25 protein-coding genes are annotated in these 26,329 nt (G+C 68.9%); 13 read left to right on the forward strand and 12 right to left on the reverse strand.

Annotation, left to right across the window (positions count from 1 at the left end; genetic code table 11):
• Positions 1-101: 101 nt before the first annotated feature.
• The 5 genes from ACSQ2B_RS04175 to ACSQ2B_RS04195 all read left to right on the forward strand — a co-directional run bounded on the left by ACSQ2B_RS04175 (position 102) and on the right by ACSQ2B_RS04195 (position 5,188).
• Positions 102-1,121, forward strand: coding sequence for a fatty acid desaturase (locus ACSQ2B_RS04175; RefSeq protein ID WP_436047610.1), 1,020 nt, complete (start codon positions 102-104; stop codon positions 1,119-1,121).
• Positions 1,122-1,256: 135 nt separating this feature from the next.
• Positions 1,257-2,678, forward strand: a complete 1,422-nt coding sequence (locus tag ACSQ2B_RS04180; RefSeq protein ID WP_436047612.1) for a circularly permuted type 2 ATP-grasp protein — start codon at positions 1,257-1,259, stop codon at positions 2,676-2,678.
• Positions 2,679-2,681: 3 nt separating this feature from the next.
• Positions 2,682-3,623: an alpha-E domain-containing protein gene (locus ACSQ2B_RS04185; protein ID WP_436047614.1), complete on the forward strand. Its 942-nt coding sequence runs from the start codon at positions 2,682-2,684 to the stop codon at positions 3,621-3,623.
• Positions 3,624-3,625: 2 nt separating this feature from the next.
• Positions 3,626-4,441 (forward strand): transglutaminase family protein, encoded by an 816-nt coding sequence (locus ACSQ2B_RS04190; protein WP_436047616.1) that lies wholly within the window; start codon positions 3,626-3,628, stop codon positions 4,439-4,441.
• 12 nt (positions 4,442-4,453) lie between these two features.
• On the forward strand, positions 4,454-5,188 hold the full coding sequence (locus ACSQ2B_RS04195) for a peptidase (RefSeq protein WP_436047618.1): 735 nt from the start codon (positions 4,454-4,456) through the stop codon (positions 5,186-5,188).
• On the opposite strand, the gene ACSQ2B_RS04200 is transcribed toward ACSQ2B_RS04195, so the two are convergent.
• Complete coding sequence (locus ACSQ2B_RS04200) at positions 5,179-5,430, reverse strand: helix-turn-helix domain-containing protein (RefSeq protein ID WP_436047620.1); 252 nt, start codon at positions 5,428-5,430, stop codon at positions 5,179-5,181. The two genes, ACSQ2B_RS04195 and ACSQ2B_RS04200, sit on opposite strands and share 10 nt — an antisense overlap.
• 288 nt (positions 5,431-5,718) lie before the next feature.
• Between ACSQ2B_RS04200 and ACSQ2B_RS04205 the strand changes: the two genes are divergently transcribed.
• Positions 5,719-6,174, forward strand: a complete 456-nt coding sequence (locus ACSQ2B_RS04205; protein WP_436047622.1) for a host attachment protein — start codon at positions 5,719-5,721, stop codon at positions 6,172-6,174.
• Positions 6,175-6,197: 23 nt separating this feature from the next.
• Positions 6,198-6,911 (forward strand): MgtC/SapB family protein, encoded by a 714-nt coding sequence (locus tag ACSQ2B_RS04210; RefSeq protein ID WP_436047624.1) that lies wholly within the window; start codon positions 6,198-6,200, stop codon positions 6,909-6,911.
• 15 nt (positions 6,912-6,926) lie between these two features.
• Here ACSQ2B_RS04210 and fghA read toward each other — a convergent pair whose 3' ends face one another.
• Together fghA and ACSQ2B_RS04220 are read right to left on the reverse strand one after the other, a co-directional pair.
• Complete coding sequence (gene fghA / locus ACSQ2B_RS04215; protein ID WP_436047626.1) at positions 6,927-7,772, reverse strand: S-formylglutathione hydrolase; 846 nt, start codon at positions 7,770-7,772, stop codon at positions 6,927-6,929.
• Position 7,773: 1 nt separating this feature from the next.
• Positions 7,774-8,883: an S-(hydroxymethyl)glutathione dehydrogenase/class III alcohol dehydrogenase gene (locus ACSQ2B_RS04220; protein ID WP_436047628.1), complete on the reverse strand. Its 1,110-nt coding sequence runs from the start codon at positions 8,881-8,883 to the stop codon at positions 7,774-7,776.
• 121 nt (positions 8,884-9,004) lie between these two features.
• On the opposite strand from ACSQ2B_RS04220, the gene ACSQ2B_RS04225 reads away from it, so the two are divergent.
• On the forward strand, positions 9,005-9,262 hold the full coding sequence (locus ACSQ2B_RS04225) for a hypothetical protein (protein ID WP_436047630.1): 258 nt from the start codon (positions 9,005-9,007) through the stop codon (positions 9,260-9,262).
• A gap of 14 nt (positions 9,263-9,276) precedes the next feature.
• Here the strand turns inward: ACSQ2B_RS04225 and ACSQ2B_RS04230 are convergent, their stop codons facing one another.
• The 8 genes from ACSQ2B_RS04230 to ACSQ2B_RS04265 all read right to left on the reverse strand — a co-directional run bounded on the left by ACSQ2B_RS04230 (position 9,277) and on the right by ACSQ2B_RS04265 (position 20,994).
• Positions 9,277-10,338 (reverse strand): NAD-dependent epimerase/dehydratase family protein, encoded by a 1,062-nt coding sequence (locus tag ACSQ2B_RS04230; protein WP_436047632.1) that lies wholly within the window; start codon positions 10,336-10,338, stop codon positions 9,277-9,279.
• 105 nt (positions 10,339-10,443) lie between these two features.
• Positions 10,444-11,529: a glycosyltransferase family 2 protein gene (locus tag ACSQ2B_RS04235; RefSeq protein ID WP_436047634.1), complete on the reverse strand. Its 1,086-nt coding sequence runs from the start codon at positions 11,527-11,529 to the stop codon at positions 10,444-10,446.
• Positions 11,526-13,688: a glycosyltransferase gene (locus ACSQ2B_RS04240; RefSeq protein ID WP_436047635.1), complete on the reverse strand. Its 2,163-nt coding sequence runs from the start codon at positions 13,686-13,688 to the stop codon at positions 11,526-11,528. The genes ACSQ2B_RS04235 and ACSQ2B_RS04240 overlap by 4 nt, the downstream gene beginning before the upstream one ends.
• Positions 13,685-14,911 carry an ABC transporter ATP-binding protein gene (locus ACSQ2B_RS04245; protein WP_436047637.1) on the reverse strand — a complete coding sequence of 409 codons (1,227 nt, stop codon included), beginning with the start codon at positions 14,909-14,911 and terminating at the stop codon, positions 13,685-13,687. The genes ACSQ2B_RS04240 and ACSQ2B_RS04245 overlap by 4 nt, the downstream gene beginning before the upstream one ends.
• Before the next feature lie 14 nt (positions 14,912-14,925).
• On the reverse strand, positions 14,926-15,693 hold the full coding sequence (locus ACSQ2B_RS04250; RefSeq protein WP_436047639.1) for an ABC transporter permease: 768 nt from the start codon (positions 15,691-15,693) through the stop codon (positions 14,926-14,928).
• The gene (locus ACSQ2B_RS04255; protein WP_436047641.1) at positions 15,683-18,094 is read right to left on the reverse strand and encodes a glycosyltransferase family 2 protein; all 2,412 of its coding nucleotides are present in this window, start codon (positions 18,092-18,094) and stop codon (positions 15,683-15,685) included. Before ACSQ2B_RS04255 ends, ACSQ2B_RS04250 begins: the two co-directional genes overlap by 11 nt.
• A 2-nt stretch (positions 18,095-18,096) precedes the next feature.
• Positions 18,097-19,194, reverse strand: coding sequence for a glycosyltransferase family 2 protein (locus tag ACSQ2B_RS04260; RefSeq protein ID WP_436047643.1), 1,098 nt, complete (start codon positions 19,192-19,194; stop codon positions 18,097-18,099).
• A gap of 345 nt (positions 19,195-19,539) precedes the next feature.
• Complete coding sequence (locus ACSQ2B_RS04265; protein WP_436047645.1) at positions 19,540-20,994, reverse strand: MFS transporter; 1,455 nt, start codon at positions 20,992-20,994, stop codon at positions 19,540-19,542.
• Between the two features lie 89 nt (positions 20,995-21,083).
• On the opposite strand from ACSQ2B_RS04265, the gene ACSQ2B_RS04270 reads away from it, so the two are divergent.
• Positions 21,084-21,332, forward strand: a complete 249-nt coding sequence (locus tag ACSQ2B_RS04270; RefSeq protein ID WP_436047646.1) for a sulfurtransferase TusA family protein — start codon at positions 21,084-21,086, stop codon at positions 21,330-21,332.
• On the opposite strand, the gene ACSQ2B_RS04275 is transcribed toward ACSQ2B_RS04270, so the two are convergent.
• Positions 21,301-22,257, reverse strand: coding sequence for a YihY/virulence factor BrkB family protein (locus ACSQ2B_RS04275; RefSeq protein ID WP_436047648.1), 957 nt, complete (start codon positions 22,255-22,257; stop codon positions 21,301-21,303). The genes ACSQ2B_RS04270 and ACSQ2B_RS04275 overlap by 32 nt on opposite strands.
• Before the next feature lie 308 nt (positions 22,258-22,565).
• On the opposite strand from ACSQ2B_RS04275, the gene ACSQ2B_RS04280 reads away from it, so the two are divergent.
• The 4 genes from ACSQ2B_RS04280 to ACSQ2B_RS04295 all read left to right on the forward strand — a co-directional run bounded on the left by ACSQ2B_RS04280 (position 22,566) and on the right by ACSQ2B_RS04295 (position 26,151).
• Complete coding sequence (locus tag ACSQ2B_RS04280; RefSeq protein WP_436047650.1) at positions 22,566-22,871, forward strand: UBP-type zinc finger domain-containing protein; 306 nt, start codon at positions 22,566-22,568, stop codon at positions 22,869-22,871.
• A 14-nt stretch (positions 22,872-22,885) separates the two neighbouring features.
• Positions 22,886-23,851, forward strand: coding sequence for a hypothetical protein (locus ACSQ2B_RS04285; RefSeq protein WP_436047652.1), 966 nt, complete (start codon positions 22,886-22,888; stop codon positions 23,849-23,851).
• 325 nt (positions 23,852-24,176) lie between these two features.
• On the forward strand, positions 24,177-24,662 hold the full coding sequence (locus tag ACSQ2B_RS04290) for a helix-turn-helix domain-containing protein (protein WP_436047654.1): 486 nt from the start codon (positions 24,177-24,179) through the stop codon (positions 24,660-24,662).
• A 160-nt stretch (positions 24,663-24,822) separates the two neighbouring features.
• Positions 24,823-26,151 (forward strand): diguanylate cyclase domain-containing protein, encoded by a 1,329-nt coding sequence (locus ACSQ2B_RS04295; RefSeq protein ID WP_436047656.1) that lies wholly within the window; start codon positions 24,823-24,825, stop codon positions 26,149-26,151.
• The last annotated feature ends 178 nt before the right edge of the window (positions 26,152-26,329 follow it).

Raw genomic sequence — 26,329 nt, forward strand, 5'->3', positions numbered from 1 at the left:
CCGCGCCGTCGACTGGCTTTTTTCCTGGAGTCCTGAAAGACCACCCACAATCCGTCGCATTAGCCCGATAAGCGCTCGGCCCCAGTCCCTAGCGAGCCTCAATGAATCTCCCCACCGACCCCGCCGCCCTGAGAGCGGCGCTCGCCCCCTACCAGCGGCCGAGCCATCGGCGCAGCGCCTTCGAGATCCTGATCACCGCGATCCCGCTCGTCGTCCTCTGGGGGCTGGCCTTGTTTGCGGTGAGCCATGGCTGGTGGTGGGGCGTGGCCTTGACCCTGCCGGCGGCCGCCTTCCTGGTGCGGATGTTCATGATCCAGCACGATTGCGGCCACGCCGCCTTCTTCCGTTCGCCGAAGGCCAACGCCTGGACCGGCCGGATCATCGGGGTGCTGACGGCGACCCCCTATGACTACTGGCGGCGGACCCACGCCATCCACCACGCCACCTCCGGCAACCTCGACCGGCGCAGCCTGGGCGCCGTCGACACCCTGACCGTCGAGGAATACCGCGCCCGGCCCTGGCTGATGCGCGCGGCCTATCGGCTCTATCGCCATCCGCTGATCATGTTCGGGCTGGGCCCCTGCTACATGTTCGTGCTGCAGCACCGCGCGCCGATCGGCCTGATGCGCGAGCGCCGCGCCTGGCTCAGCGTCGCCGGCAACAACCTGGGACTGGCGCTCCTGATCGTCCCCCAGATTTTGCTGGCCGGCCCCACCGCCTTCCTGGCCGTGCACCTGCCGATCGTCGTGCTCGCCGCCTCGATCGGGGTGTGGCTGTTCTACGTCCAGCACCAGTTCGAAGGCGCCTATTGGACCCGGAACGAGCGCTGGAGCCTGCACGAGGCGGCGCTGCACGGCTCCTCCTACCTGCACCTGCCGGCGCCCCTGCGCTGGCTGACGGCCAACATCGGCGCGCACCATGTCCACCACGTCGGCAGTCGGATCCCATTCTATCGCCTGCCCCAGGTGATGAACGACCACCCACAGCTGAAGACGATGAGCCGAATCTCCCTGATCGACAGCTTCCGGGCCATGCGGCTGAGCCTGTGGGACGAGGCCGCCGGCCGGCTGATCTCCTTCCGCGAGGCCCGGCGGAGCGTCTCCGCAGTCCAGGGCGCCTGAATTCCAGGCGCGCCACCCCTGGTGTTTGCGCGTATTGTCGGCGCCCGGCCTCGCCGGCGGCGACCGATGCGGCGGAACCTGTGCGCCGCCTCCGCTTTCGCCTTGGCTGACGGGGTGCAGCTTACGGCGGTGTAGATGTCGACGGCCTTCGACGAAATGGACGGATGGCCAGGGGACGGGACCAGGGATGCTTACGCCCAGGTCCGGGCTTGGCTGGACGCGGCTCCCAGCGAGCTGTTGCAGACCCGGCGCGCCCAGGCGGAGCTCTTGTTCCGGCGCACCGGGGTGACGTTCAATGTCTATGGCGATCCCGGCGGCTCGGAGCGGTTGATCCCGTTCGACCTGGTGCCGCGGGTGCTGACCGCCGGCGAATGGAGGCGGATCGAACTGGGCTTGGTGCAGCGGGTCGAGGCGCTGAACGCCCTGCTCGCCGACCTCTACGGCGCTCAGGAGATCCTCAAGGCCGGCGTAATCCCCGAAGAGCTGGTGCGGCTCAATCCGGAGCACCAGCTGGCCGTCATGGGCCACCGGCCCAGCAAGGGCGTCTTCGTCCATGTCGCCGGCGTCGACCTGGTGCGCACCGGCCCCGACGACTTCTTCGTGCTGGAGGACAACGCCCGCACCCCGTCCGGCGTCTCCTACATGCTGGAGAACCGGGAGATGATGATGCGGCTGTTCCCGGACCTGGTGGCCCGCGCCAATGTGGCGCCGGTGGAGACCTATCCGGACCTGCTGCTGGAGACCCTGCGCTCAGTCGCGCCGGACGGCCCCGAGGCGGAGCCGACCATCGTCGTGCTGACGCCCGGCCCCTACAATTCGGCCTTCTACGAACACAGCTTCCTGGCCGACAAGATGGGGGTCGAGCTGGTCGAAGGCGCCGACCTCTTCGTGCGCGACAACCTGGTCTACATGCGCACCACCGAGGGGCCCCGCCGGGTGCACGTCATCTACCGGCGGATCGACGACGCCTTCCTGGACCCGCTGTTCTTCCGCCCGGACTCGACCCTGGGCGTGCCGGGCCTGCTCTCGGCCTACCTCGCCGGCAACGTCGCCCTGGCCAATGCGGTCGGCACCGGCGTGGCCGACGACAAGGCGATGTACAGCTACATGCCCGAGGTCATCCGCTTCTACTCGGGCAAGGAGCCGATCCTCCACAATGTGCCGACGTGGCGCTGCCGCGAACCGGAGCACCTCGCCTATGTGCTGGACCACCTCCCCGAGCTGGTGGTCAAGGAGGTCAACGGCTCCGGCGGCTACGGCATGCTGGTCGGCCCGCACGCCAGTCGGGCCCAGATCGACGAGTTCGCCGCCAAGCTGCGCGCCGACCCCCAGGGCTTCATCGCCCAGCCGACGCTGGCGCTGTCCACCTGCCCCACCCTGCACGAGGGCCGGCTCGAGCCCCGCCACGTCGACCTGCGCCCCTTCGTCCTGACCGGCGCAGACGGTGTGAAGGTCACCCCAGGAGGGCTGACGCGGGTGGCGCTCACCCCCGGCTCGCTGGTGGTGAACTCCAGCCAGGGCGGCGGAACCAAGGACACCTGGGTGGCGGGCTGCTGACGAATGCTTTCGAGAACCGCCGCCAACCTCTACTGGACCGGCCGCTACATGGAGCGGGCGGACTTCCTCGCCCGCCTGCTGGACGCGACCGCCCGGCTGTCCAGCCTGCCGACCACCTATGGGGGCGATCCCACGGCCTGGTCGGGGGCGCTCGCCGCGGCCGGCGCGGCCGACGCCTTCGCCTTGACCCATGGCGAGCCGACCGAGGCCGACGTCATCCACTTCCTGACCGTCGACACGGGAAACCCGTCGGCGATCTGCACCTGCATCGAGCATGCGCGGAGCAATGCGCGGGCGGTCCGCACCGGTCTCACCCGCGAGGCCTGGGAGGCGCTCAACGCCGCCTGGCACGAGGTGCAGCGGCTGCGCGTCCAGGATCTCTCGAAGACCGACGTGCGCGAGTTCACCGAGGCCGTGCAGCGCTCCGTCGCCGTCTTCGACGGCTCGGCCCAACGGACCATGCTGCGCGATGACGCCTACTGGTTCCTGCAGCTCGGCGCGGCGGTCGAGCGCGCCGACAACACCGCCCGCCTGCTGGACGTGAAATACCACCTGCTGCTGCCGCGGGACGAGCCGGTGGGCGGCAGCCTCGACTACTTCCAGTGGTCGACCATCCTGCGCACCGTCTCAGCCCTCACGGCCTACCGCTGGGTCTATCGCGACGTGGTGAAGCCATTGCTGGTCGCGGACCTGCTGATCTTCAACGACCGCATGCCGCGCTCGCTCGCCTGCTGCTACGACACCGTCGTCGAGCTGCTCGACTATCTCGGTTCGGGGAGCGGCCGCCGCGGACCGGCGCACCGTCAGGCCTCGCAGATCCAGCTTCAGCTGCGCGAGGGCGACATCAAGACTGTGTTCGCCTCTGGCCTTCACGAGTTCATCGAGCGTTTCATCGTCGACAACAACCGTCTCGGCGTCGCCATCGCCGAGCAATTCGCGTTCTGACCATGCGCATCCGCGTTCGCCATGCCACAAGCTACACCTATGACTCGCCGGCCTACGGCGTCATCCAGGCGCTGAGGGTCACGCCCAGCGATCACGAGGGCCAGCTGGTCCTCAACTGGCGGGTGGACGTCGACGTCGACGGCTTCCTGCGCGAGGGTCGCGACGCCTTCGGCAACGTCCTGCACATCTTCTACGCCGAAGGCGCGGTGAACCGGATCACCGTGCGGGTGACCGGCGAGGTCGAGGTGCGCGAGACCGCCGGCGTGGTGCGCGGCGCCCTTGAGCCCTTCCCGCCCAGCGTCTTCCTGCGAAAGACGCCCTTGACCGAGCCCAGCGCAGCCCTAGCCGATTGGGTGGCGGGCTTGCCGAGCGGCGATCATCTCACCCGCCTGCACCGGCTGATGGAGGAGCTCAGCAGCCGCATGCGGTTCGACACCGGCGCGACGGGGGTCGAGACCTCCGCGGCCGAGGCCTTCGGCCAGGGTCACGGGGTCTGCCAGGACTACGCCCACATCTTCGTCGCCGCCGCGCGCCGAATGGGCCTGCCCGCCCGCTATGTCTCCGGCCACCTCTGCCGCACCGAGGGCGGCGAGCAGGAAGCCGCCCACGCCTGGGCCGAAGCCTATATCCCGGAGCTCGGCTGGACGGGCTTTGATCCCGTCAACGCCGTCTGTCCCGATCAAACCTATCTTCGCGTCGCCACGGGACTCGACTATCTGGATGCTGCGCCCCTTCGAGGGGCGCGCCGCGGCGGGGGACAGGAGCACCTCACCGTCGCCGTGCTCGCGCGCCAGTCGGTGCGCCAGCGCCAGGACTGATCGGGAGGCGACGTGACCTATTGCGTGGGCTTGTTGGTGAGGCAGGGCCTCGCCATGCTCGCCGACACCCGGACCAACGCCGGCGTCGACAGCGTCTCGACCTATCGCAAGCTGCGGATCTACGGGAACGACGGCCGCCGCCTGATCACGGTCGCCTCGGCCGGCAGCCTATCGACGACCCAGCAGGCGATGGAGCGGGTGAGCCTTGGCTTCGTCGCCCCCGACAGCGGCGAGCTGGAATCCCTCGACAGCGTCGCCTCCATCCACCGCGCGGCCTATCTGGTGGGCCAGGCCGTGCGGTTTACGCGAGACGAGATGGAGGGCTTGAAACAGGGCGACATCAACTTCGACGCCACCCTGCTGGTGGGCGGCAGCGTCGGCGGCGAACCCACCCGGCTGTTCCTGGTCTACAGTGCCGGCAACTTCATCGAATGCGGCCCCGACACCCCCTATCTGCAGATCGGCGAGACCAAGTACGGCAAGCCGATCCTCGACCGGGCGATGACCTATGACACCGAACTCGACGAGGCGGTGAAGATCGGGCTGATCTCGTTCAGCTCGACGATGCGGTCCAACCTCGCCGTCGGGCTGCCGATCGACCTGATGATCGCCCGTTCAGGCGAAAGCCGGGCGCGGCTGGTGCATCGCATCGACGACCATGACGAATACTATCGGGACCTGAACGACCGCTGGTCGGCGGCGCTCCGCGCGGCCCAGACCTCGATCCCCAGACCGCCCTATCGCTGAGCCTCTTCGGCCGCGACCATCTCGCCGTCAGGCTTGAAGCCGACGGGCAGGTAGCCGTGCAGGAAGGACTCCACGGCGACGGTGACCGGGCCGGAGATGTCGCGCCGCCCCGACTCCATCTCCAGGACTCGCTTCTCGCCCTGCTTGTCGCCGCCGGCGAGCCTCAGCGCGCGGGCCAGCTGCACGGGCGTCCAGCCCAGCGCTTCCCGCGCCTGCTTCAGATGCGGACCGGTTTTGATCACGAAACCAGAGTCTCCAATAGCCTGCAGCCGCCCCGCCCGGGCGCCGCCGCGAACCTGTTAGCGGAAATCCTCCAGCTTTTCGAGACGTCGCGCGGACTCATTCGGCGTTTGAGCCGCATCAACCCCGCCTGCCCGGCCAGGCTGCAGATCGACCGGCTTTAGAGGCCTTTCCACGCCTCTTTGATGCAGCGCGGCGGCCGCAAAGGGCTATCACCACCAGAGGCGACCCCATTCCCCCGGCCCTGCCTCGCGTCAGGCGGCGCAGGGCCTACCGATCGGAGGCCATCCATGCCCAGCCCGAAAGTGCTCTTCCTCCTGGCCGACGGCGCCCGCGCCCGCTTCGTTGAGCGCTCGCGCGAGACCGGCCACTATGTGACCATCGAGGAGATCGACGGCCAACCCCGGCTTCGTGCGCTGCGCAACGAGTTGCGCCAGAGCCCCGCGGCGCGGACCGTCCATCAGAGCTACCCCGGCGGTCATTCCCTCAACCGCCAGGACTTCCTGCGCTCCGCCAAGGAGGCGTTCGCCGCCGAGGTCGCCGAGAAGGCCGCGAAACTGGTCGAAAAGGGCGCCTACCAGGGCGTCTTCCTCGCCGCGCCGGCCCGGCTGATCGCGGCGCTCCGGCGGGGTCTCGCAGCCAGGGCGACGATCACCGGCGAGCTCAACCGCGACCTGACCAAGACCGTGGACGCCCAGCTCTCCAGATGGCTGCCGATCCGCCCGATCACCCCGGCCGCAGGCTGACCACACTGCGATAGAAATTCCGGATGCTGACGGATCCCACCTGGCTCGACATCGCCCTGCGCCTGGGGCTGGCGACCCTCGCAGGCGTGCTGGTGGGCTACAATCGCGAAGCCCACAGCCAGGTGGCGGGCCTGCGCACCACCACCCTCGTCTGCGTGGCCGCCTGCCTGTCCATGGTGCTCGCCAACCTGATGCTGAAAACCGAAGGCCCCGAGCCCAGGGACTTCCTGCGGCTGGACGTGATGCGGCTGCCGCTCGGCGTGCTCACCGGCATCGGCTTCATCGGCGCGGGCGCGATCGTCCGGCGCGGCGACTCGGTGATGGGAGTAGCGACTGCCGCCACCCTCTGGTTCATGACCCTCGTCGGCCTGACCTTCGGCGCAGGACAGCTGGGGCTGGGAAGCGCGGTCACCGCGGCGGGCCTCGTCGTGCTGTCGGGCCTGGAGCGCGTCGACCACGCCATCCGCCGCCGGTTCCGCGCCGGCCTGACCGTATGCGCCGAGCCGGCGCATCTGCCGGAAAGCGAGCTGCGTGACATTCTGCGCGACTGCGGCCACGGCGTCGTCGCCTGGGCGATCACCTACCGCGACGGCGGCGACAGCTACGAGGCCCGCGCCGAACTGGAATGGTACGGCCAAATCGGCGACCGCGCCCGTCCGCCGGACTTCCTGGTCGGTCTCGTCAAACGCCCGGGCGTGCGCCAGGTCGACTGGTCGCCCCAGGCGATCTCCGTCTGAAGGCGGCTTCCAGGCCTACAGCTGGGTGAGCCGCTCCGCATGCCAGCGCAGATGGTCTTCCATGAAGGTGGCGATGAAGAAGTAGCTGTGGTCGTAGCCGGGCTGGCGGCGGAGCGTCAGCGGGACGGCGGCCTGGGCGCAGGCCGCCTCCAGCAGATCCGGCCGCAGCTGGTCCAGGAAGGGATCGGCCTCCCCCTGATCCACCAGCAGGTCGGCAAGCCGCGCGCCGTCCTCGAGCAGGGCCGTGGCGTCGTAGCGGCGCCAGGCCGCCCGGTCAGCGCCGAGATAGCCCGACAGCGCCTTCTCGCCCCAACCGCAGCGCATCGGCGAGCTGATCGGGGCGAAGGCCGAGACGCTGCCCCAGCGGCCGGGGTTCTTGAGGGCGAGCGTCAGCGCGCCGTGTCCGCCCATCGAATGGCCGAAAATCCCCTGGCGGCTCAGGTCCGCCGGCAGCTCGGCGGCGACCAGCTCTGGCAGCTCGGCCGCGACATAGCTCTCCATCCGGTAGTTGGCGGCCCAGGGGTCCTGGACCGCGTCGACGTAGAAGCCGGCGCCCAGGCCGAAGTCCCAGGCCCCGTGCGGGTCGTCCGGCACGCCGGGACCACGCGGGCTGGTGTCCGGAGCGATGAAGATCAGGCCGAGCTCGGCGCAGACCCGCTGGAACTGGCCCTTCTCGGTGACATTGGCGTGGGTGCAGGTCAGGCCGGACAGGTACCAGACCACTGGACAGGGCCCCTGCTCCGCCTGCGGCGGCAGGTAAGCGGAGAAGACCATCTCCGTCCCCGTCTCGCGGCTCTGATGGCGGTAGACGCCTTGGGTTCCGCCGAACGAACGGGTGGTGGAGACGGTCTCCAGCGCCATCTCAGTAGACCACCACGCTGCGGATGCTCGCGCCGCGGTGCATCAGGTCGAAGGCCTCGTTGATCCGTTCCAGCGGGAAGCGATGGGTGATCATCGGGTCGATCTGGATCTGGCCGTCCATATACCAGTCGACGATCTTCGGCGTGTCGGTGCGGCCGCGCGCGCCGCCGAAGGCGGTGCCCTTCCAGACCCGGCCGGTGACCAGCTGGAACGGGCGGGTGGAGATCTCCTTGCCCGCCTCGGCGACGCCGATGACGATGCTCTCGCCCCAGCCGCGGTGACAGGCCTCGAGCGCCTGGCGCATGACCACGGTGTTGCCGGTGGCGTCGAAGGTGTAGTCCGCCCCGCCGTCGGTCAGCTCGACCAGATGCGGGACGACGTCGCCCGAGATCGCCTTCGGATTGACGAAATGGGTCATGCCGAAGCGGCGGCCCCATTCCTCGCGATCCGGATTGATGTCGACCCCGACGATCATCGAGGCGCCCGCCATCTTCAGCCCCTGGATGACGTTGAGGCCGATCCCGCCCAGGCCGAAGACCACGCAGTTGGCGCCGGGCTCGACCTTGGCGGTGTTGACCACCGCGCCCACCCCGGTGGTCACGCCGCAGCCGATGTAGCAGGCGGTGTCGAAAGGGGCGTCCTTGCGGATCTTGGCCACCGCGATCTCCGGCAGCACCGTGTAGTTCGAGAAGGTCGAACAGCCCATGTAGTGGTGGATCGTCTGGCCCTTGTAGGAGAACCGGCTGGTCCCGTCGGGCATCAGCCCCTTGCCTTGCGTGGCGCGGATCGCGGTGCAGAGGTTGGTCTTGCGCGAAAGGCAGCTTTTGCACTGCCGGCATTCCGGCGTGTAGAGCGGGATGACGTGGTCGCCGGGCTGCACGCTGATCACCCCGGGGCCGACCTCGACCACCACCCCGGCCCCTTCGTGGCCCAGGATCGAAGGGAAGACGCCCTCGGAGTCGAAGCCGTCGAGGGTGTAGGCGTCGGTGTGGCAGATCCCGGTCGCCTTGATCTCCACCAGCACCTCGCCGGCGCGGGGGCCTTCGAGGTCGACTTCAACGATCTCCAGAGGCTTCTTGGCTTCGAAAGCGACGGCGGCGCGGGTCTTCATGGCGGCTTCCTGAACGAGGTTGCGCCTCTTCTCTCAACCGGTTGCGAGGAAGTGAAGGGGCAGATCGCGCTCGACGCTCATTCTGTCCGCAACAGACGGCGTCGCTTGGCGTTTGACGCTTATGATCGACCCCCACCCGCTACCCCAGGAAGAACGCGACCTCTTGAAGGCGGCGCTGTGCGGCCCGTTGCTTGACGGAGATCCTGCGCAGGTGGGGCTTTGTCTGCGCCTGTGCGGCCGCAGGCTCCTGCAGCGCGCCGGCTCCGTCGCCCAGGCCAACGGATGGGGCGGCTCGCCGCACGCCTTCGTGCTCACCCGTGAGGGCTGGGCGCTCCTGAAGGCGGAGCGACGGATCAAGCCGATGCGGCAAACGGGCTGAGCGCGGGTGCGGCTCTAGGCCAGCTGGCTCCGGCGCCGCTTCCGCATGGCCAGGACGCTTGCGGACCCGGGTCCCGGCCGCTTGACGGAGGCCTGCAGACGAACCGGCCCCGGCGCAACGGGCGCCGTCAGCTCATGCTCCATCTGCTCGCGGAACCACTGCAGCGTCTTAGCGACGCCCTCCTCATAGGGCGTGGCGGCCTCCCAGCCCGGCAGCACGCCGCGCATCACCGTCAGATCGGGCCGGCGATTGGTGGGATCCTGCGGGATGGGCGGCGCAAAAACGATCCGCGAGCCGGGCGCCAGGGTGGTGATGTAGCGGGCGACGTCCAGCACCGAGATTTCCCGGTCGTTTCCGACGTTGAGCGGGCCCTTGTAGCTGATCTTGTCGCGCCAGAAGAACCGCTCCAGGCCTTCGACGATGTCATCCACATAGCCCCAGCTGCGGGTCTGCAGGCCGTCGCCGTAGACCGTCAGCTCACCGGTGGTCAGGGCCTGGGACAGGAAGTTGGAGACGGCGCGGCCGTCGTCGAGACGGGTGCGCGGGCCGTAGACGTTGAACAGTCGGACCACCCGCACATCGATTCCGTGGACACGCTGGGATTCGAACAGCAGCGCCTCCGCGCACCGCTTGCTCTCATCGTACGACGAACGCGGGCCAGTGCAATCGACGGAACCGCGATAGCTTTCCGGCTGCGGCGAAATCAGCGGGTCCCCGTAGACTTCCGAGGTCGAGGTGAAGCTGAAGCGCCCGCCCGGAGCCAGGAAGTTGAGCAGGTGCATGGTCGCCACGACGTTGGCTTTGATCGTTCGCACCGGATCTCGCATGTACCACGGCGGCGAGGCTGGGCTGGCGAGATGCAGGATCTCGTCGAAGCGCATGTCGGTGACCAGGTCCTCGGCGGCGCCGACTTCCACCTGCAGACGCGGGTCACGGATGTGCGCCAGGTTGTCGAGCGTTCCGGTCCAAAGGTTGTCGATGACGACGAGGCGCTCAAGATCGGACCGGCGCAGCAAGCGGTCGACAAGGTGTGAGCCGAGAAAGCCGGCGCCACCGGCCACAAGAACTTTCTTCAATGTAAACGCCCCAACATCTTGGTCCACACGCATCACGCGCGGCTTTGATTTGACCCAAGTATATCTGATCGATTGCTAACAAATCGTACGGAAAACAGTAATTACCTACCCGATACACTCAGTCGAACACCCGACATATCTACCATATCCGAGATCCGCCCTGGACAACCTCTGGTTAACCTTGATACTTAGTTGCTGATCTTGTCTCTGATCAAGGACATCCGGATCCTGGTCGTGAAAATTCCCTAGATCAGCCGCCCCACTCTGCTCAACGCGTCGCAAAGATCGCTTCAGACCACGGTTCACCAGCCATCGCATTGTCACCGACGGAGCGCACCGCCCTGCATCCAGAAGCGTGTGCGCTGCCTGCGGCCAGTCGCGGGCGCCGAGGTGGTGGCCGGCCTCCCAAAGCAGGTAATCGGCCCGGCGCCTGCGAGCGACATGTCGGGCGAATCCGCTCAACTGCTTGTCCAGCAGGGCGAAGACCATGCTGACCGAGCGAACCATGGAAATCGTATCGCTCGACATCGTCCTGGCGGTCTTCCGATAGCCAGTTAGAAAGCCCGGCGCGCAGGCGAAAATGTGTCGCTGGGCCAGAAGAAGCTGCAGCAGATAATCTTCCCCGCCCCCGCGGTGCGCATCTCGCAGCGCCGGGTCATAGGGGTGACGGCGCAGCAGTTCGGTCGGGATGAGCGGCGTGCTGCCGTTGCCGACGAAGTTCCAGGCGAGATGCCGATGCAGGACGTAGCCTTCGGCGTAGGACGGCGGCTGCGCGCCGGTCACCCGGCCCTCGGCGTCGATCAGCCGCGTCCAGCTGTAGACGAGCCCGACATTCGGTCCCGCCGCCTGAAGCGTGCGAAGCTGCCGCTCCAGCTTGGCGGGATGCCACAGGTCGTCGGCGTCCAACGGCGCGACATAGGCGGCCCGGGCTTCGGCGACGCCCCGGTTGCGCGCCCGCGCCACCCCGCCGTTCGCCTGGCCGACCAGGCGGACCCGCCGATCGCGCGCGGCATAGGCCTCGGCGATCGACACGGTCTGGTCCGAGGAGCCGTCGTCGACCACAATCACTTCGATGTCGCGGCAGTTCTGGGCGAGCGCCGACTCCAGCGTTTCGGCCAGGGTGGCTTGGGCGTTGTAGGCCGGGATCACGACGGTGACGACCGGGGTCTCGATCTTCGGCCAGGTCTTCATGCGAGGCGTCCGATCGCGGCCGCGAGCTCGTCCGAGGACCAGCCGCCAAGCGCCGTCAGCCGCGGCAGCATCATGATCGGCGAGCCGCGGCGCCAGAGGCTCGGCACGCAGGTGAAGGCCAGCCGATAGCCGGCCGCAAAAGCCTCCCGCGCGACCGCCTCGTCGACGTCGCCATAGGGATAGGCCAGGCCGCTGCACGTGCCCAGGCGGCCGGCGATCGCCTCCCGCGATTCCGTCAGCTCGCGCCGAAGCTCGTCGGGCGAGAGCCCCGTCAAGGGCAGGTGACGCGCGCTGTGCGCGCCGAAGCTCCACCCCCGGGCGCGAAGCGCCTCGGCCTGGGCCCAGTCCATCAGGCGGGCCGGCGGTCCATAGGCGGCGTCCCAGCGGGCCGTCCCGCCCATCTCCTCCGTCACCAGAAACACTGTGCCGACGAAGCCGTAGCGCTCCATCGCCGGCGCGGCTTGGGTCAGCACATCGAGGTAACCGTCGTCAAAGGTGATCAGGACAGCGCGGCGCGGCAGCTGAGCTCCGCTCCACACGTGCGCGTCGAGTTGCTCGAGCGACAGGGCGACGTAGCCCTGCTCCGCCAGCCAGCGCATGTGCTCGGCGAAGCGCTCTGGCGACACCCGGAAGTCTTCCAGTCCCGCGGGGCCCTCGTCGGCGACCCGATGGTAGGCGAGCGTCACCCAAGGCTGCTCGGCGTCAGCCGGCGTGGCCGGCGCGCGCAGGACCCGCTTGGCGAGCCTCGATCGCTCCGCCAGGACGCGGGCGCGAACCGTCTGTCGGATCTTTGCGGACGTCGGGAGCGATGAGGCCTTCGCCAGCAGGCTGCGGATCCGGCGCGCAGGCCTCGGCCGCCGGGCCGGCGTCGCAGGACCGCCAAATTCCCCGACGATGAGGGCGTTCAGCTGAGGGCGCTCGAAGGTCTCCGCCGAGACCAGGTCCAGCCGGCCCAGGATTCCGTCCCGCTCACGCACGACGAGCCGCACGCGCTCGGCGCCTCGCGCGGGTCGCAGGTCGTTCCTTGGCGAGCGATCACAGGCGACGACCTGAAGGGCCCCGATGACGCCGTGTTCGTCGGGCCACAGGCTGTTCGCCAGCCTGAGCTCGATGCGTCGGAGCACCCGGCGCGTCAGCCGAGGCGCGAACTGGTCAGCCTCCAGCTGTCCGAGGAAGGACTCGACGCGCGGGGCCACGGTCGGCCAGACCGACATCCAGGTTCCCTGCTCCGCCTCTGTGGCGCGCGCCAGCCCCTCCACGAGTGCGGTCGCAACCTCATCCGGGTCGAGCAGCCCGCCGCCGCAGACGGCCAGCACCTCCGGGAGAACATGTTCCTGTCCGGCGCCAATCGCCGCGCCGGCGACGCCGAGGCCGAAGATGGCTTTCGCATGCGGCAGGCCCTGTCGCGGGGCGCCCTGGGCATAGGCCGGCGCGGGGTCGACGACGCGCGGGTCCGGGCCATGCCCGCGCTCGATCACCGCTAGCCCGCTTCTCAGCCGCAGGGCCAGATCGCTCGAGAGCGAGTCCGCGCGGAAGCTGTAGCGGGCGACCGTACGCGCGGGTGCGAAATTCGCCCCGGTCCGGCCGATCCTCTGCCAGAGGTCCCAGTCCTCCGCGGACGCCAGGCCTTCGTCGAAGCCGCCGCATTGCTGCAATCGGCTGCGGCGGGTCAGGGCGGCGTGGATCACGAACGGCGGGCGCCTGGCGGCCACGCCGAACACCTCGGCGAGATCGATCGGCGGCTGCACCGGCCCCAGCCCCTGCGGCCGCGCCAGCCGCCAGTCGCCGCAGATCACGTCGGCCTGCGGATGGCGGGTCTGTGCGTCGAGCTGATGGGCGAGATGCGAAGGATCCAACCTGTCGTCGGCGTCCAGGAACAGCACCCAGTCCGCCCGGGCCTCGGACAGGCCGGCGTTGCGCGCCGCACTGACGCCGCCGCGGTCCCGGCGCAGGGCGCGCAGGCGCGGGTCACGCTCGGCGAAGCCGGACGCGAGCGCGTGGGTTCGATCGGTCGAACCGTCGTCGACGATGATCGCCTCCCACTCCGTCTCGGTTTGACGGATGAGACTGTCCAGGGCGCCGGCCAGGGTCGCGGCGCTGTTGTGCGCCGGAATGATCACGCTGATGCGCGGCGCCGCGAGGGTCGAAGACGCCGTCATAGCCGCCGCCACGTCCGCGGCGGCCCGAGCCAGCCCCGGTCCGGCTTGTCGCCCTCCACGACGAGCGGATGGGCCCGCCAGTGATAGTCGTAGCTGTAGCGCCATTCGGCCTCGTAAAGACCGACGCTCATCTCGAACGGCCCCGGCGCCAGATCCAGACGCTCGATGTCGATGCGGACACGCGCGTCGCCGTTGAGGTCGCCGACCTTGAAGCCGTCACGCTCGGAGTTGAGGTCGAGCACGTCGTCGAGCTCGCCGCGGCCGATCGAGAGACAGGCCCGCGCGCCGTGGATGGGCTTGTGGGCGCGGATGTCGAGCTCGACCGACAGTCCGGCCCCCGGCGCGATCTCGCGGACGGGCCGGCCTTGGGCGTTAAGGATCCGCACATCGACGATCTCCGCGTCGAGACTTCCGAAGCGGTTCTCGCCCATGACCAGCCGCACGCCGCTCGGCAGCACCAGGGCCTCCACGTCCTTGGGCGCGCGCAGGCTCGTCTCGACATCCATGGCGACGCGGTATTCGCCGACCAGCATGCCAGGGGCGCCCTGGGCGATGCAGCGGCCCTGGCTCATCCAGATCGCCCGCTCGCAGATGTGTTCGATCTGGTCGAGTTCATGGGTGATCAGGACGATCGCGCAGCCGCCGTCGCGGATGGCGTGGATCCGATCGAGGCATTTCTTCTGGAAGGCCAGATCGCCGACGCTCAGCACTTCGTCGATCAGCAGGACGTCCGGATCCGCATGGGCGGCGACCGAGAACCCGAGCCGCAGCTTCATGCCCGAGCTGTAGGTCCTGACCGGCGTATCGATCGCCTCGCCGAGCTCGGAAAACGCGATGATCTCGTCGATGCGGGCGGTGATCTCACGCCGCGTCAGACCGGCGATGACGCCGTTGATGTAGATGTTCTCGCGACCGGAAAGGTCCCCGTGGATGCCCGTGGTCAGCTCGAGCAGACCGCGCACCTTGCCGACGCGGGTGATGGCCCCCTCGTCCGGCTGCATGACGCCGCCCAGCATCCGCAGCAGTGTCGACTTGCCCGAGCCGTTGTGGCCCAGGACCCCGACCGCCTCGCCGGCCTTGACGTCAAGGCTGACCCCGCGCACCGCCCAATGCTCCTGCATCGGCGCGCTGCGGAAGCCGCGAAGCGCCATCTGCTTCAGGGTGCGCGCGCGCGGCCCCCCGGAACGCCAGAGGAACCGCTTGCCCACGTCGACGGCCGTCATGCTTCCAGCGCCCACTAGACGTCCTCCAGGAAGCTGCGGCTGGCGTGCCGAAAGTATTTCACGGCCAGGCCAAGCGTCACCAGCCCGGCGGCGAGCGCGCCGGCGAGGTAGAGCCAGTTCGGGGCGTGGCCTTCCAGGAGAACGGCCCGGTAGCTGTCGACCACGATCGCCATCGGATTGAGGCTCAGGATCGTCCTGAACCTCTCGGGGACCTTGTCCAGGCTGTAGAAGATCGGCGTCACGTAGTAGCCGACCTGCATCACCACCGGCACGATGAACTGGACGTCGCGCGCGACGACGTTGAATCCGGCGACGAGGTAGCAGACCCCCAGGGTGAGCACGAACTGCACGACCATGATCGGCAGAACGAGCACGGCGAACAGGCTCGGACGGACGCCCTCCGCCATCATCACGATCAGCAGGAGCGGCAGGGTGATGACGAAGGTGACCAGGTTCGAGGCGACCGCCACGATGGGCAGGGCCGCCACGGGAAAGCCGGGCTGGGACAACATGTTGCCGTTGCCGGTGATCGCCGTCACGGCCTGCAGGATGGCCTGTTGCGTCAGTCCCCAGGACAGCACGCCGATCAGCACGAAGGAGGCGTAGCGGTCTATGCCCAGCTTCAGGACGTGGCCGAAGAGCACATAGAAGACGGCCAGGTACATCAGCGGGCTGACCAGCGCCCAGAGCATGCCGATCGCCGTGTTGCGATAGCGACCCAGGAAGTCGCGCCGGACGAGGGTGAGGATCACGTCCCAGAAGTGCAGCGCCCTAGCTCGCATGGGCCAGCTCCGCCGGCGCGGCTTCGACGCGCGTCCACGCCAGGCGCGCGGCTTCCCGCCGGGCGACCCGGTAGCGGCTCAAGCCGAGGAAGGCGCCGTGAATTTCTGCGAGAACCAGCCCGCGGCTGTGCCCCCCGGGCCTGACGAGGTTCCGGAGCAGCCAGCGCCAGCCCCAGTTCACCAGGATGAACCGCAGGACCGCGGCGCGGCTGACGCTCTTGCGCTCGATGCAGGTCAGCAGGTAGCCGACGAAGCCCGAGCCGTTGTCGCGCAACTGTCCTTGCAGGCGGGTGAAGTCGTCCCGATGCTCGTGCCAGACCAGGGCCGAGGGCGCGTAGGCCAGGGTTCCGCCGGCCGCCAGCACGCGGTGGAAGAATTCGATGTCGCCGCCGCCACGCGTGGCGGTCCCGACGTCGAGCGCGGGATCGAATGGCCCGACCTTGGCGATCGTCCGCTTGCGCACGGCCATGTTCGCGCCGACGCCGCAGGCGCTCGCCCAGAGCAGGGCGGCGGGCGACATCTCGCGGCCACGGAACCAGCGCGGGGACATCCCCTTGCCCATGCCGCCATAGACGTCCTCGAAGTAGAGCTGGGCCGGCGTATCCAGCTTCATCGGCGCGACGAGGCCGGTCACGACGTCGACCTCGTCCTGCGCGAAGGCCTCGGCCAGGCCCTTCAGCCAGCCGCGATCGACGCGGGTGTCGTCGTCCGTGTAGGCGACGATCGCGTAGCGGGCCGCCGCGGCCCCGCGGTTGCGCGCCCAGTCGAGGCCTGGCGTCGGCTCGCGCACATAGCGCACGCCGCGAAGGCTGCGCACATGCTCCGCCGTCTCCTCGGTCGAGGGGGCGTTATCGACAACGATGATCTCATAGTTCGGGTAGTCCAGCGCCCGCACCGCGGAGAGACAGCGGCGCAGGGTGCTCAGGCGATCGCGCGTACAGATCACCACCGAGATCGGCGGCAGGCGGACCGACGAAGGTCCCTCGAGCCGCTGGGCCAGTTGCTCCTGCACCAGGGCGGCGGCGAGCTGGCCCGCCACGAGGCTGCGCACGTCGGTGACCTCGCCTTCACGGGCCTGGTGCCTGACCCAGCCCAGCGGCCGGGCGCCGCAGCGAACGAGCCACCGTGACGGGCTGGCGGCCGAGACGCCCAGCATCTCAGGCCGCGGATCTTCGAGATCCAGCTCTCCGAGCACCGTCGCCGCCGTATCGGCGCCCGGGGGCGGCGCCGGCGCCAGCATCGGCGGAAGCCGGCTCGCGGCGTCCGCCCGAACGACGGCGTTGAGATGTTCGGTCAACAGGCGCGGCAGGTGCCGCCCCGCCAGCGGTTCGGCGCCGGGCTGCGGGGCGATCGAGAAGACCTCTCGCCATCCCATGCGGAATTCCGCGGCGCTCGGTCGTTCGCGATCGAGACGCGCCTGGACGGTCTCGTAGCCGCAGGCCAGGTCATAGACTGGGAAGGCGTCGTGCCGCGGCGTCGCGGCGATCGCCACGGGGTCGAGCGAGGCGGTCTGGCCACGCGCATAGGCGTAGGCGCGGGCGGCGGCGTCGAGCCGCAGCCATAGCGATCTCGCCCGCAACCGGTTCAGGAGGCCGAGGACTGCGGAAAGCGTCGCCCACAGCCGCCGTTCGCCCAGGAGCGCGCAGGCGCGCTCGAACTTCCGCGACTGCGGTCCAAGGCGCGAGAGCGAGAACAGGGCCGGATGCTTGATCGCCAGCTGGACGTCGGCCTCGCCTTCCCGCCTCGCGCGGTCAAAGCCCTGGCCGTGGGTGCGTTCGTCGTGATGCAGGCTCAGCGCACGCGGCTCGAAGACGAACGGAACGCCCTGCTCCAGCAGTCGATAGCCGAGCTCATAGTCCTCCCGGCAGGCGAAGGCCTCGTCGAAGCCGCCAAGACCCAGGAACAGCTCCCGTCCGATCGAGAAATTGCCCGACAGCAGTTCGCGATAGGTGAACCGGCAGGAGGGCTGGGCCAGCCGGGTGAAATGGTCGTTCCACCAGGCCCGCTTTCCCTGGTCGTACCAGCCGAGCCCCTCGATGCAGGGCTGCGCATGGCCCAGCACAACGGCCCCCGGACGAGCGGCCTGGGCCGCCTCGTGGGCGGCCACGAAGCCCGGCGCGACGTCCATGTCGTCGTCGAGAAAGACGATCAGCGCGCCGCGGGCGGCCCGCGCGCCGGCGTTTCGCGCCGAGGCCGCGTTGCCGACGGCGAGATCGACGGTACGAACCGCGATCCCGGGGCCCAGGCGGCCCATCGCCGCGGCGCTGTCGTCGCGGCATCCGTTGAGCGCGACGATGATCTCCACGCCGGGGTCGTCGCCGACGGCGTCGCGCAGACGTTCGACGGTGCGCACCAGCTGGCTGCAGCGATTGCGCGACGGAATGACGATGCTGACCCGCATGGTCACACGCCCGCCCGTTGCAGGCGTCGACGGGTGCTCAGATAGCGCCACGGCCCCAGCAGGCAGCCCCACAGCTCCGCCAGCAGCAGGCGGCGCTCGACGCCCCGCCCCCGGTTCAGCAGGGTTCGCACAAGCCGCGGGCCCTGGTCCCGGGAAAGCCATTTCCAGGCGAGCTGAAAGACCCCGAATTCCTTCTCGACGACCAGCAGTCGCGTCCAATAGGCGTAGGTCCCCACGCCATAGGCGAGAAAGACGTCCGCCAGATCGTCCCAGGTCTGGCGATGGGAGTGCCGGTTTATGGCGCGCGGCTCGTAGACGATCTTGTACCCGGCGCGCAGAATCCGGGCGAAATACTCGTGGTCGCCGCCGCTGCGCGTCGGGGTGCCGGCGTCGAGGGCGGGATCGAAGCCGCCCAGCCGGGTCGCCGCGCTCCGGCGGATCGCCATGTTGACCCCAGCCCCGACCATGCCGGTCGAAATCGGATTGTGCGACGGCCAGCGGAAGGCGCGCCGGCGGAACCCTCGGCGCGTGAAGCCCGAGAACCGTTCGAAATGCTCCTGCGACGTCGTCCGCAGCTCCAGCGGCAGGGTCAGTCCCGTGACGCAGAAGACTTCCGGATCCTCGAACGGGGCCAGCAGGTGATGCAGCCAGTCCGGATCGACCACCGCGTCATCGTCGACAAAGGCGATGACGTCCCCGGAGGCGTGCGCGAAGGCGCAGTTGCGGGCGGAGTTCAGGCCCGGGCGATCCTCCCGCACATATCGGACGGAGGGGAACCTCGCGACCACCTGGGCCGTACGTTCGGTCGTCGGCCGGTTGTCGACCGCCAGGATTTCGAGGCAAGGCAGGTTGGCCGCGGTCAGCCCCTCCAGGCAGGCCGCGAGCAGCTCCGGCCGTTCGCGCGTGCAGATCGCCACGGTGGCGGTGACCGGCGGCGGCTTGACCGGGTTCAGGCGGGCGATGAGGTCGCGATGGCGCGCATACTCCACATCCCTGTAGAGATCGCGCGCGATCCGCGCCGAAAGCTCCCGCGCGTCGATGGCCCGCGCGACATGCGGCAGCTCGACCTTGCCGACGACCGCCCCGGCGGACCTGACCAAGCACAGGGTCGATCCAGCGCCCGACGCGCCGTCCGGCGCTGCGAGCGGCCCGTCGGCGGAAACTTCTACGATGTCCGTCGCCACATCAGCCCCGACAACGATGGCGGCCCCAAACGGCCAAGATCACGTCAGACAATAGGCGAAATATGTTGAGAAATTGTACTATCTGAGGCCGCGACACATGAGCTCATGCACGCATAAGTATATTAACCTGCCGTTTTCCATGAAACCAAGGCGACGGGCTTGAGCATCTGCGGAAAGATGCAATGGTCTCGCTCAAATATTCGATGTGATAACCCTGGACTTCCTCACCGAATACAGAGATCCGCCTGCGGCAATTGGTCTTTACCTAGGGACTTCGTCCTCGGCGAGCGACAGCGGCGGCGCCACCGCCTCCAGCGGCATCCGTTCGGCGTTCACCCCCAGGAGGAGCTCCGCCACCGCGGCCGACAGCATCAGCCCGCCGCCCAGCAGATAACCCGCCAGGATCTGCCCGCGCTCGCCGGTGTCGATGAGCGCCCCGAACACCACAGGCCCAGCCACTCCGCCCAGCAGCGTGCCGAAGGCGTAGAAGAGCGAGATGCAGACCGCGCGGGTCTCCAGCGGGAAGAGCTCGCCGACCGTCAGATAGGCCGCGCTGGCGGCCGCGGAGGCGAAGAAGAAGATCCCGGTCCAGGCGAGGGTCTGGGTCACCGCCGTCAGCATGCCTTGCGCGAACATCCAGCCGGTCAGTGCGAGCAGCGCGCCCGCAATCGCATAGGTTGCAGAAATCATGGTCTTGCGACCGACGCTGTCGAACAGCCGCCCAAGCAGCAGCGGGCCGGTGAAATTGCCGAGTGCGAACGGCAGCATGAACCAGCCGATATGGGCGGGGGCGACGCCGTAGAACTTCGTCAGGATCAGTGCATAGGTGAAGAAGATGGCGTTGTAACAGAAGGCCTGGGTGGCCATCAGGATCAGGCCCAGCGCCGTCCGCCTCGGGCGCCGCCGCAGCAGGGTTACGCCGATCTCGCGCCAGCTTGTCCGCTCGCGGTGCGTCAGGCGCAGCTTCGGGTGCGGACCCGACGAGGCGGGCGCGCCGCGCTGGGCCTCCACCCGGCGCTCGATGTCGCGCACGATGGCCTCGGCCTCCTCCGGCCGGCCATGGGTGAGCAGCCAACGCGGACTTTCCGGGATGAATCGGCGGACGAAGATGACCGCGGTCGCGAGCAGGCCGCCGATCACGAAGGCCAGCCGCCAGCCCCAGGCCTGGGGAACCGCAGCGGGGTCCAGCACCACCAGCGAGCCCGCCGCCCCAAGGGCCGCTCCCATCCAGAAGCTGCCGTTGATCGCCAGGTCGGTGTAGCCGCGCAGACGCGCCGGGATCAGCTCCTGAATGGCCGAGTTGACCGCCCCGTACTCGCCGCCGATGCCCGCTCCGGTGAGGAAACGGAACAGCATGAAGGACCAGAAATCCCAGCTCAGGCCGGTGGCGATGGTCGCCGCCATGTAGAGGCCCACGGTGATGGTGAAGAGCCTGCGCCGGCCGAACTTGTCGGTGAGCCGGCCGAAGAGGATCGCCCCGAGCACTGCGCCCAGGATGTAGGCGCTGCCGGTCAGCCCGACCTCGCGACTGGTCAGGCCGAGCGCCGCGGGGCTGGCGATGGCCGGCGAGAGCGAGCCCACCAGGGTCACTTCCAGCCCGTCGAGGATCCAGGTGACGCCGAGCGCCGTCACCACCAGCCAGTGAAAGCGTGCGAACGGCAGCCGGTCCAATCTGGCCGGCACGTCGGTCTCGAACGTCTCCCCCGTCCGGCGCATGGTCGTTCCGCTTTTTATTGAAGCCCGGTTGGCGGAACCGAAAGGGCGAAGCTTGGGTTCCGTCCCTTCGCCGGTGTATGGGCGGGCTCATGGCGGCTTCCGACGTTTCCGACGAGATCCTGGTGGATGCGCGCGGCCACCGCTGTCCGGTGCCGACGCTCAGGCTGCGGCGCGCCCTGGAGGCGGCGGCGCCAGGCGCCCGGGTGCGGCTGCTGGCCGACGATCCGCTGGCCCGGATCGACGTGCCGCACTTCGCGGCTCAGGCCGGCGCCGAGGTGATCGAGCGCGGCGAGACCGATGGCGTGCTCAGTTTTCTGGTGGCCAGATCAGCGGCTTAGACCCGCGCAGGTCGTTCAGCAGCGTCGGACGCCGGTGAACCTCCATCTCGTCCAACGCCTGCTCGACCTCGGTGGCCAGCGCGCCGCCGAAGAAGATGGCGTTCACGTTCCAGGACAGCCAGATCAGGAAGACGACGACGGTGGCGATCGAGCCGTAGGTTGCGCCCAGGTGCGCCACCCCCTCGACGTAGAAGGCGATCGCCCAGGACGCCCCCAGGCAGAGCGCCGCCGCGACGACGCCGCCGATCAGCGAGGCCCGCCAGTCCACCGACCGGCTCGACATGGCGAAGCGGTAGATCGCGGCGAGGCCCAGGCTGAGCGCCGCGCTCGCCCAGGTCCACTCGCTGTAGAGCCAGGAGACCCCGCGCAGCGGCCGCAGCTCGAACGCCGAGCCCATCACCCTGAGGCCGAAGAAGGCGGCCGAGACCACGCCCAGGGCCGAGAAGGTGATGACCAGCACCGCCAGGGCCAGGAGGTTGAAGCCGACGAAGCCGCGCGGCTTGTCCTCGTCGTGGATGAAGGAGAGGCCGGCGAGCAAGGCCTTGAAGCCGCGGTGCGCGGCGTAGACGCCGATCATCAGGGCGATGCCGCTCTGGGTCGAGACCGCCCCATGGGGGGTGGTGGTCAGGCGCAGCAGTTCACTGCGGAAGATGTCGCGCGCCCCGACGGGCATCAGGCGCGACAGCGCCTCGCCCTCGCGCGCCGCCTGCGCCGGATCGGCCAGCAGGCCGTACAGCCCGACCAGGATGGCCAGCGCCGGGAAGATCGCCAGCATGATGAAGAAGGAGACGCCGCCCGTGAACAGCATCACGTCGCGGCCCCAGAGCCGCACCAGCGCACGCAGCAGGATCCGAACGACGACCCTGAGGGCGTGAAGCGGATCCCAGTCCACCTGGCGCAGTCGCCTGAGACTCGATCGGATCATCGGCGCGGAAGGTGCGTCAACGGGACTACCGATGGCAAGGGCTGGTTATGGAAACGGCGCGCCACCCGGGAAGGTGGCGCGCCGCCGATGGGCGTGTCGTTCCATCAGGTCGGCCGCCGCTTCGAGGGACGGGAGAGCGCGACGGCCAACCTGAGTGAGGTTTTGCGCCCCGCCGGCTGAACCCAGGCTGAACGCGCGCGTCAGGAAACCTTGCATTTGTCCCGGCCGCGCCGTCACGCCGCCGGCCCTCGACGCCGCGGCCGCCCTGGAAGACACTCGTCAGACCACGCGGCGGAGATCGAGCCGAGATGACCACCTGTTCCCACATCGCCAAGATCCAGAAGGTCACGCCCAGCGCGCGCGGCTGCGAGGACTGCCTGAAGACAGGTGATCCGTGGGTGCACCTGCGGCTCTGCCGGACCTGCGGCCATGTCGGATGTTGCGACGACTCGCCGAACCGCCACGCGACCCGCCATTTCCACGCGACCAAGCATCCGATCATCGAAGGCTACGACCCGCCTGAGGGCTGGGCCTGGTGCTACGTCGACGAACTCATATTTGAGCTGGGCGACGAGGCGACTCCGCAGCTCGGCCCCATTCCACGCTTCGTCTGAGAGGGAGATCCCGCATGACCGCCCCCGCCCGGATTCTGCTTCAGACCACCATCACGCCGGTCAACGACGACTGGTCGATCGCCCGTTTCAGCCTGCTCGCCCAGCTGCTGCGCGACCTGAAGGACGAGAATGGCGATCCAGTCTTCGCGGTGACGGCCCGCGATCGAGCGACGACGGAAGGTTCCGATCCGGTCCTTTCCCATCTCGACGAGAGCGACTTCGATGCGCTGTGGCTGTTCGCCGTCGACACCGGCGACGGCCTGAATGCGGAGGAATGCGCGGCCATCAGCCGATTTCGGCGCAACGGCCGCGGCCTGATGGTCACCCGCGACCACATGGACCTCGGGTCCTCGGTCTGCACCCTGGGCGGGGTCGGCGCCGCGCACTTCTTCCACAGCCGCAATCCCGACCCGGACGAGAGCCGCCGGGTGATCGACGACACCGAGACGTCCTACATCCTCTGGCCGAACTACCACTCCGGCGCGAACGGCGACCCCCAGGAGATCGAGCCCGTCGGCGCCCTGCACCCGGTGTTGAGCGATCCGGACAGCCCGGGCGGCCGCCTGCGCTTCCTCCCCGCCCATCCGCATGAGGGCGCCGTCGGGGCGCCGCCGGACGATGCGAGCGCCCGCGTGATCGCCGTCGGCCGCAGCAAGGCCACCGGCGCGACCTTCAACATCGCCGTCGCCTTCGAGCGTTCCGAGGCCGGCGGTCGCGCGATCGCCCAGTCCACCTTCCATCATTTCGCCGACTACAACTGGAATCCGGCGATGGGGGCGCCGAGCTTTGTCAGCGAACCGCCCGGCCATGGGCTCGCCGCCTCGCCGGAGGCCCTGCGACACGTTCGTCAATATGCGGCCAATGTGGCCCTCTGGACGGCGGGAATCTTGCTGCCGGCCGAGCGCATCGCGCAGGACGTCGCGCTCGACGAAGCCTTGGCCGAGAGTTTCCCGGCCAGCGATCCACCGGCGGTTGCGTGACAAACCTGTAATACAGCCCTCAGCCACTTACATCCGCCGGCCGCAACCAGCAAACGTCTGGAATAGAATTTACCTACCAACTCAACGATGGCGTGCGCTGCGCAATCTGGTCGCACGTCAATTGCAAATACTGCTGCAATCTTAACAATATTAGATTTCATCTATACCTTAAATCGACTCACGAATATCAATCACATTGATCCATTTTGGTTCCGACAGAATGTCGCATCTAAAGGAACTCTAAATCCGACACGGACAACAGGTCGCATGGGTTGCGTTTGTTTGCATGCAATAGTCGGTCAACGTGTAACTCGGGATTGAACCCATGAGCACTTCCCTTGCCATCGAACTCGAGTCTCCTGGCGCGCGCATTCGACGGCCAACGCCGATGACGCTGGCGGATCTCAACCATGCACGCCCCTCGGAACTGCTCGCCTATCTGAAGCGCGAAGTCGCAGACCTGACCGCCTATTGCGCCACCCTGAAGGAAGCGCTCTGCGCGGCGGGCTTGCCCTTCACCCCGGCGCGTCATCCCCTGCTGGCGAAGTTGAAGCCGCAAGAGGCCGCTCTGGTGGGCATCCTCTTCTCGGCCTATCCGAACGTCCTGCATCGCTACGACATTCTGGAGGCGCTGCCAGGGCGCGATCAGGTCGACGAGCGCGTCGCCAGCCTCGTCGGCTGCAAGGTGGCCCACGTTCGCAAGGTCCTGGGCCCCGACGCGATCGAGAACGTCCGCGGCGAAGGCTACCGACTGGGCGCCGCCTTCCACGCTGAGCTCGCCGCGACGGGCGACGTCGAGGGCCAGGCATAGGCTCCGGGTTTTTAGTGTCCGCCCCCAGGGGGCGAGCCCCGCCGATCCGGCCTCTTGAGCGCGAGCGGCGGACGCGCGCGACCCAGGTGGGACGTTTCTGCCTATTCGCCGGGGCTCGATTCCGTGCTTTACGGGAGGTTCGCGAGAGGTTCGGGGGAACATGGCCACAAGCGTCCAGGCGAGAGTGCTGATCGTCGCGCGTGACGATGAACTCGCCGGCCCGCTGGCCGAAGGGCTGGACCGGCTTGGCTGGCGCACGGTCACGGCGCGCACGGCCCAGGCGGCGATGGCCTGCATCGCCGACCTGCAGATCGAAGCCGCCATTCTCGACCTCGCCTCGGGCGACACGGTCCTGGAGCTGGCCAAGCGGCTGAAGGCCGGCTGCGCGCCCAGGCGCCTGCCGCTGCTGGCGATCGGCGACCCCGATCCCGCGCTCGCCACCTACGGCTTCGACCTGACCATGGCCGCGCCGCTGCACCCGTCCCAGGCGGCGATGCGGCTCGAGAGCCTGGTGCGGCTGGCGGTCGCCGAGGAGGAGTTCGAGCTCCGCATCGAGACCTTCGCGGTGCGCAGCCGGTCGCTGACCCTGCCCGAGCCCGACATCAGCCCCTTGCGGATCCTGGCGATCGGCGAGCCTGCGCCGCAGTTTCTGGCGCTGTCCAACGCGCTCACCCGCGACGGCGCCGAGGTGGTCGGCGCCTTCACCGCCTACACCGCCTTCGACTATCTGCACGAGCGGCCGTTCGACGGGGTCGTGCTGTGGGCGGGCGACAATCCGCAGGAGGCGCTGTCGATCGCCGCGGGCCTGCGCCGCAACACCCGCCTCTATCACACGCCTGCCCTGCTCTACATGCGCCACGGCTCCTACATCACCACCGCCGAGGCCTATCACCGCGGCGTGTCGGACGTGGCTTCGCCGGAAACCCCGGAAGACGAGACCGCCCGCCGGGTCCTCGAGCTGGCGCGCAACCATCGCCGGCTGAGCGCCGTGCGCCATGCGCTCGACGGCGCGCGCGGCTCGGGCCTGATGGACGCCGCCACGGGCCTCTTCACCCGCGACCTGTTCGCCGCCCACCTGGCGCGGATCGCCCAGGCCTCGCGCGTGCGCAACCGGCCGCTCAGCGTCTGCGTCCTGCGGGTGGCCGAGAAGCCCGAGCTGGCGGCGGCCCGCGCCGGCGGCTGGATGGCCCGCGCCATTCCGCAGATCGGCTCGATGATCGGCCGGCTGGTGCGGGTGGAGGACACCGCCGCACGCCTGGCGCCGGAGGTCTTCGCCCTGGCGCTGCCGGCGACCAACCTCGCCGCGGGCCAGGCGGCCGGCGAGCGGATCGCCGCGGTGATCGGCTGCACCGCCTTCGAGGCCGGCGACGGCAAGCCGCCCTTCGTCGTCGAATTCGACATCGGCGCCGCCGAGGTCACCTCGCCCGAGACCGTCGGCCACGCGCTCGAAATCGCCGCCTCCCAGGCCCAGGCCCTTAAGGCGAGCTAGCCGACGGCGAGCCGCCATGGGCGGCTGGGAAGCCAAGCGCCGCTGGGCCCGGCCATCGCCGTCACCATGATGGTCTCTCGCCAGTCGCCGGTCGCCGGTCGCCGGTCGCCAGAACTACAGTAGAGCTCGATCAGAGTTTGTAGCCTGGCCGTGTGTACACGTGATAGTTGTGCGCCCA

Origin of the sequence: Phenylobacterium sp. LjRoot225 (genome assembly GCF_964252855.1) — a bacterium.
GTDB lineage: Bacteria > Pseudomonadota > Alphaproteobacteria > Caulobacterales > Caulobacteraceae > Phenylobacterium.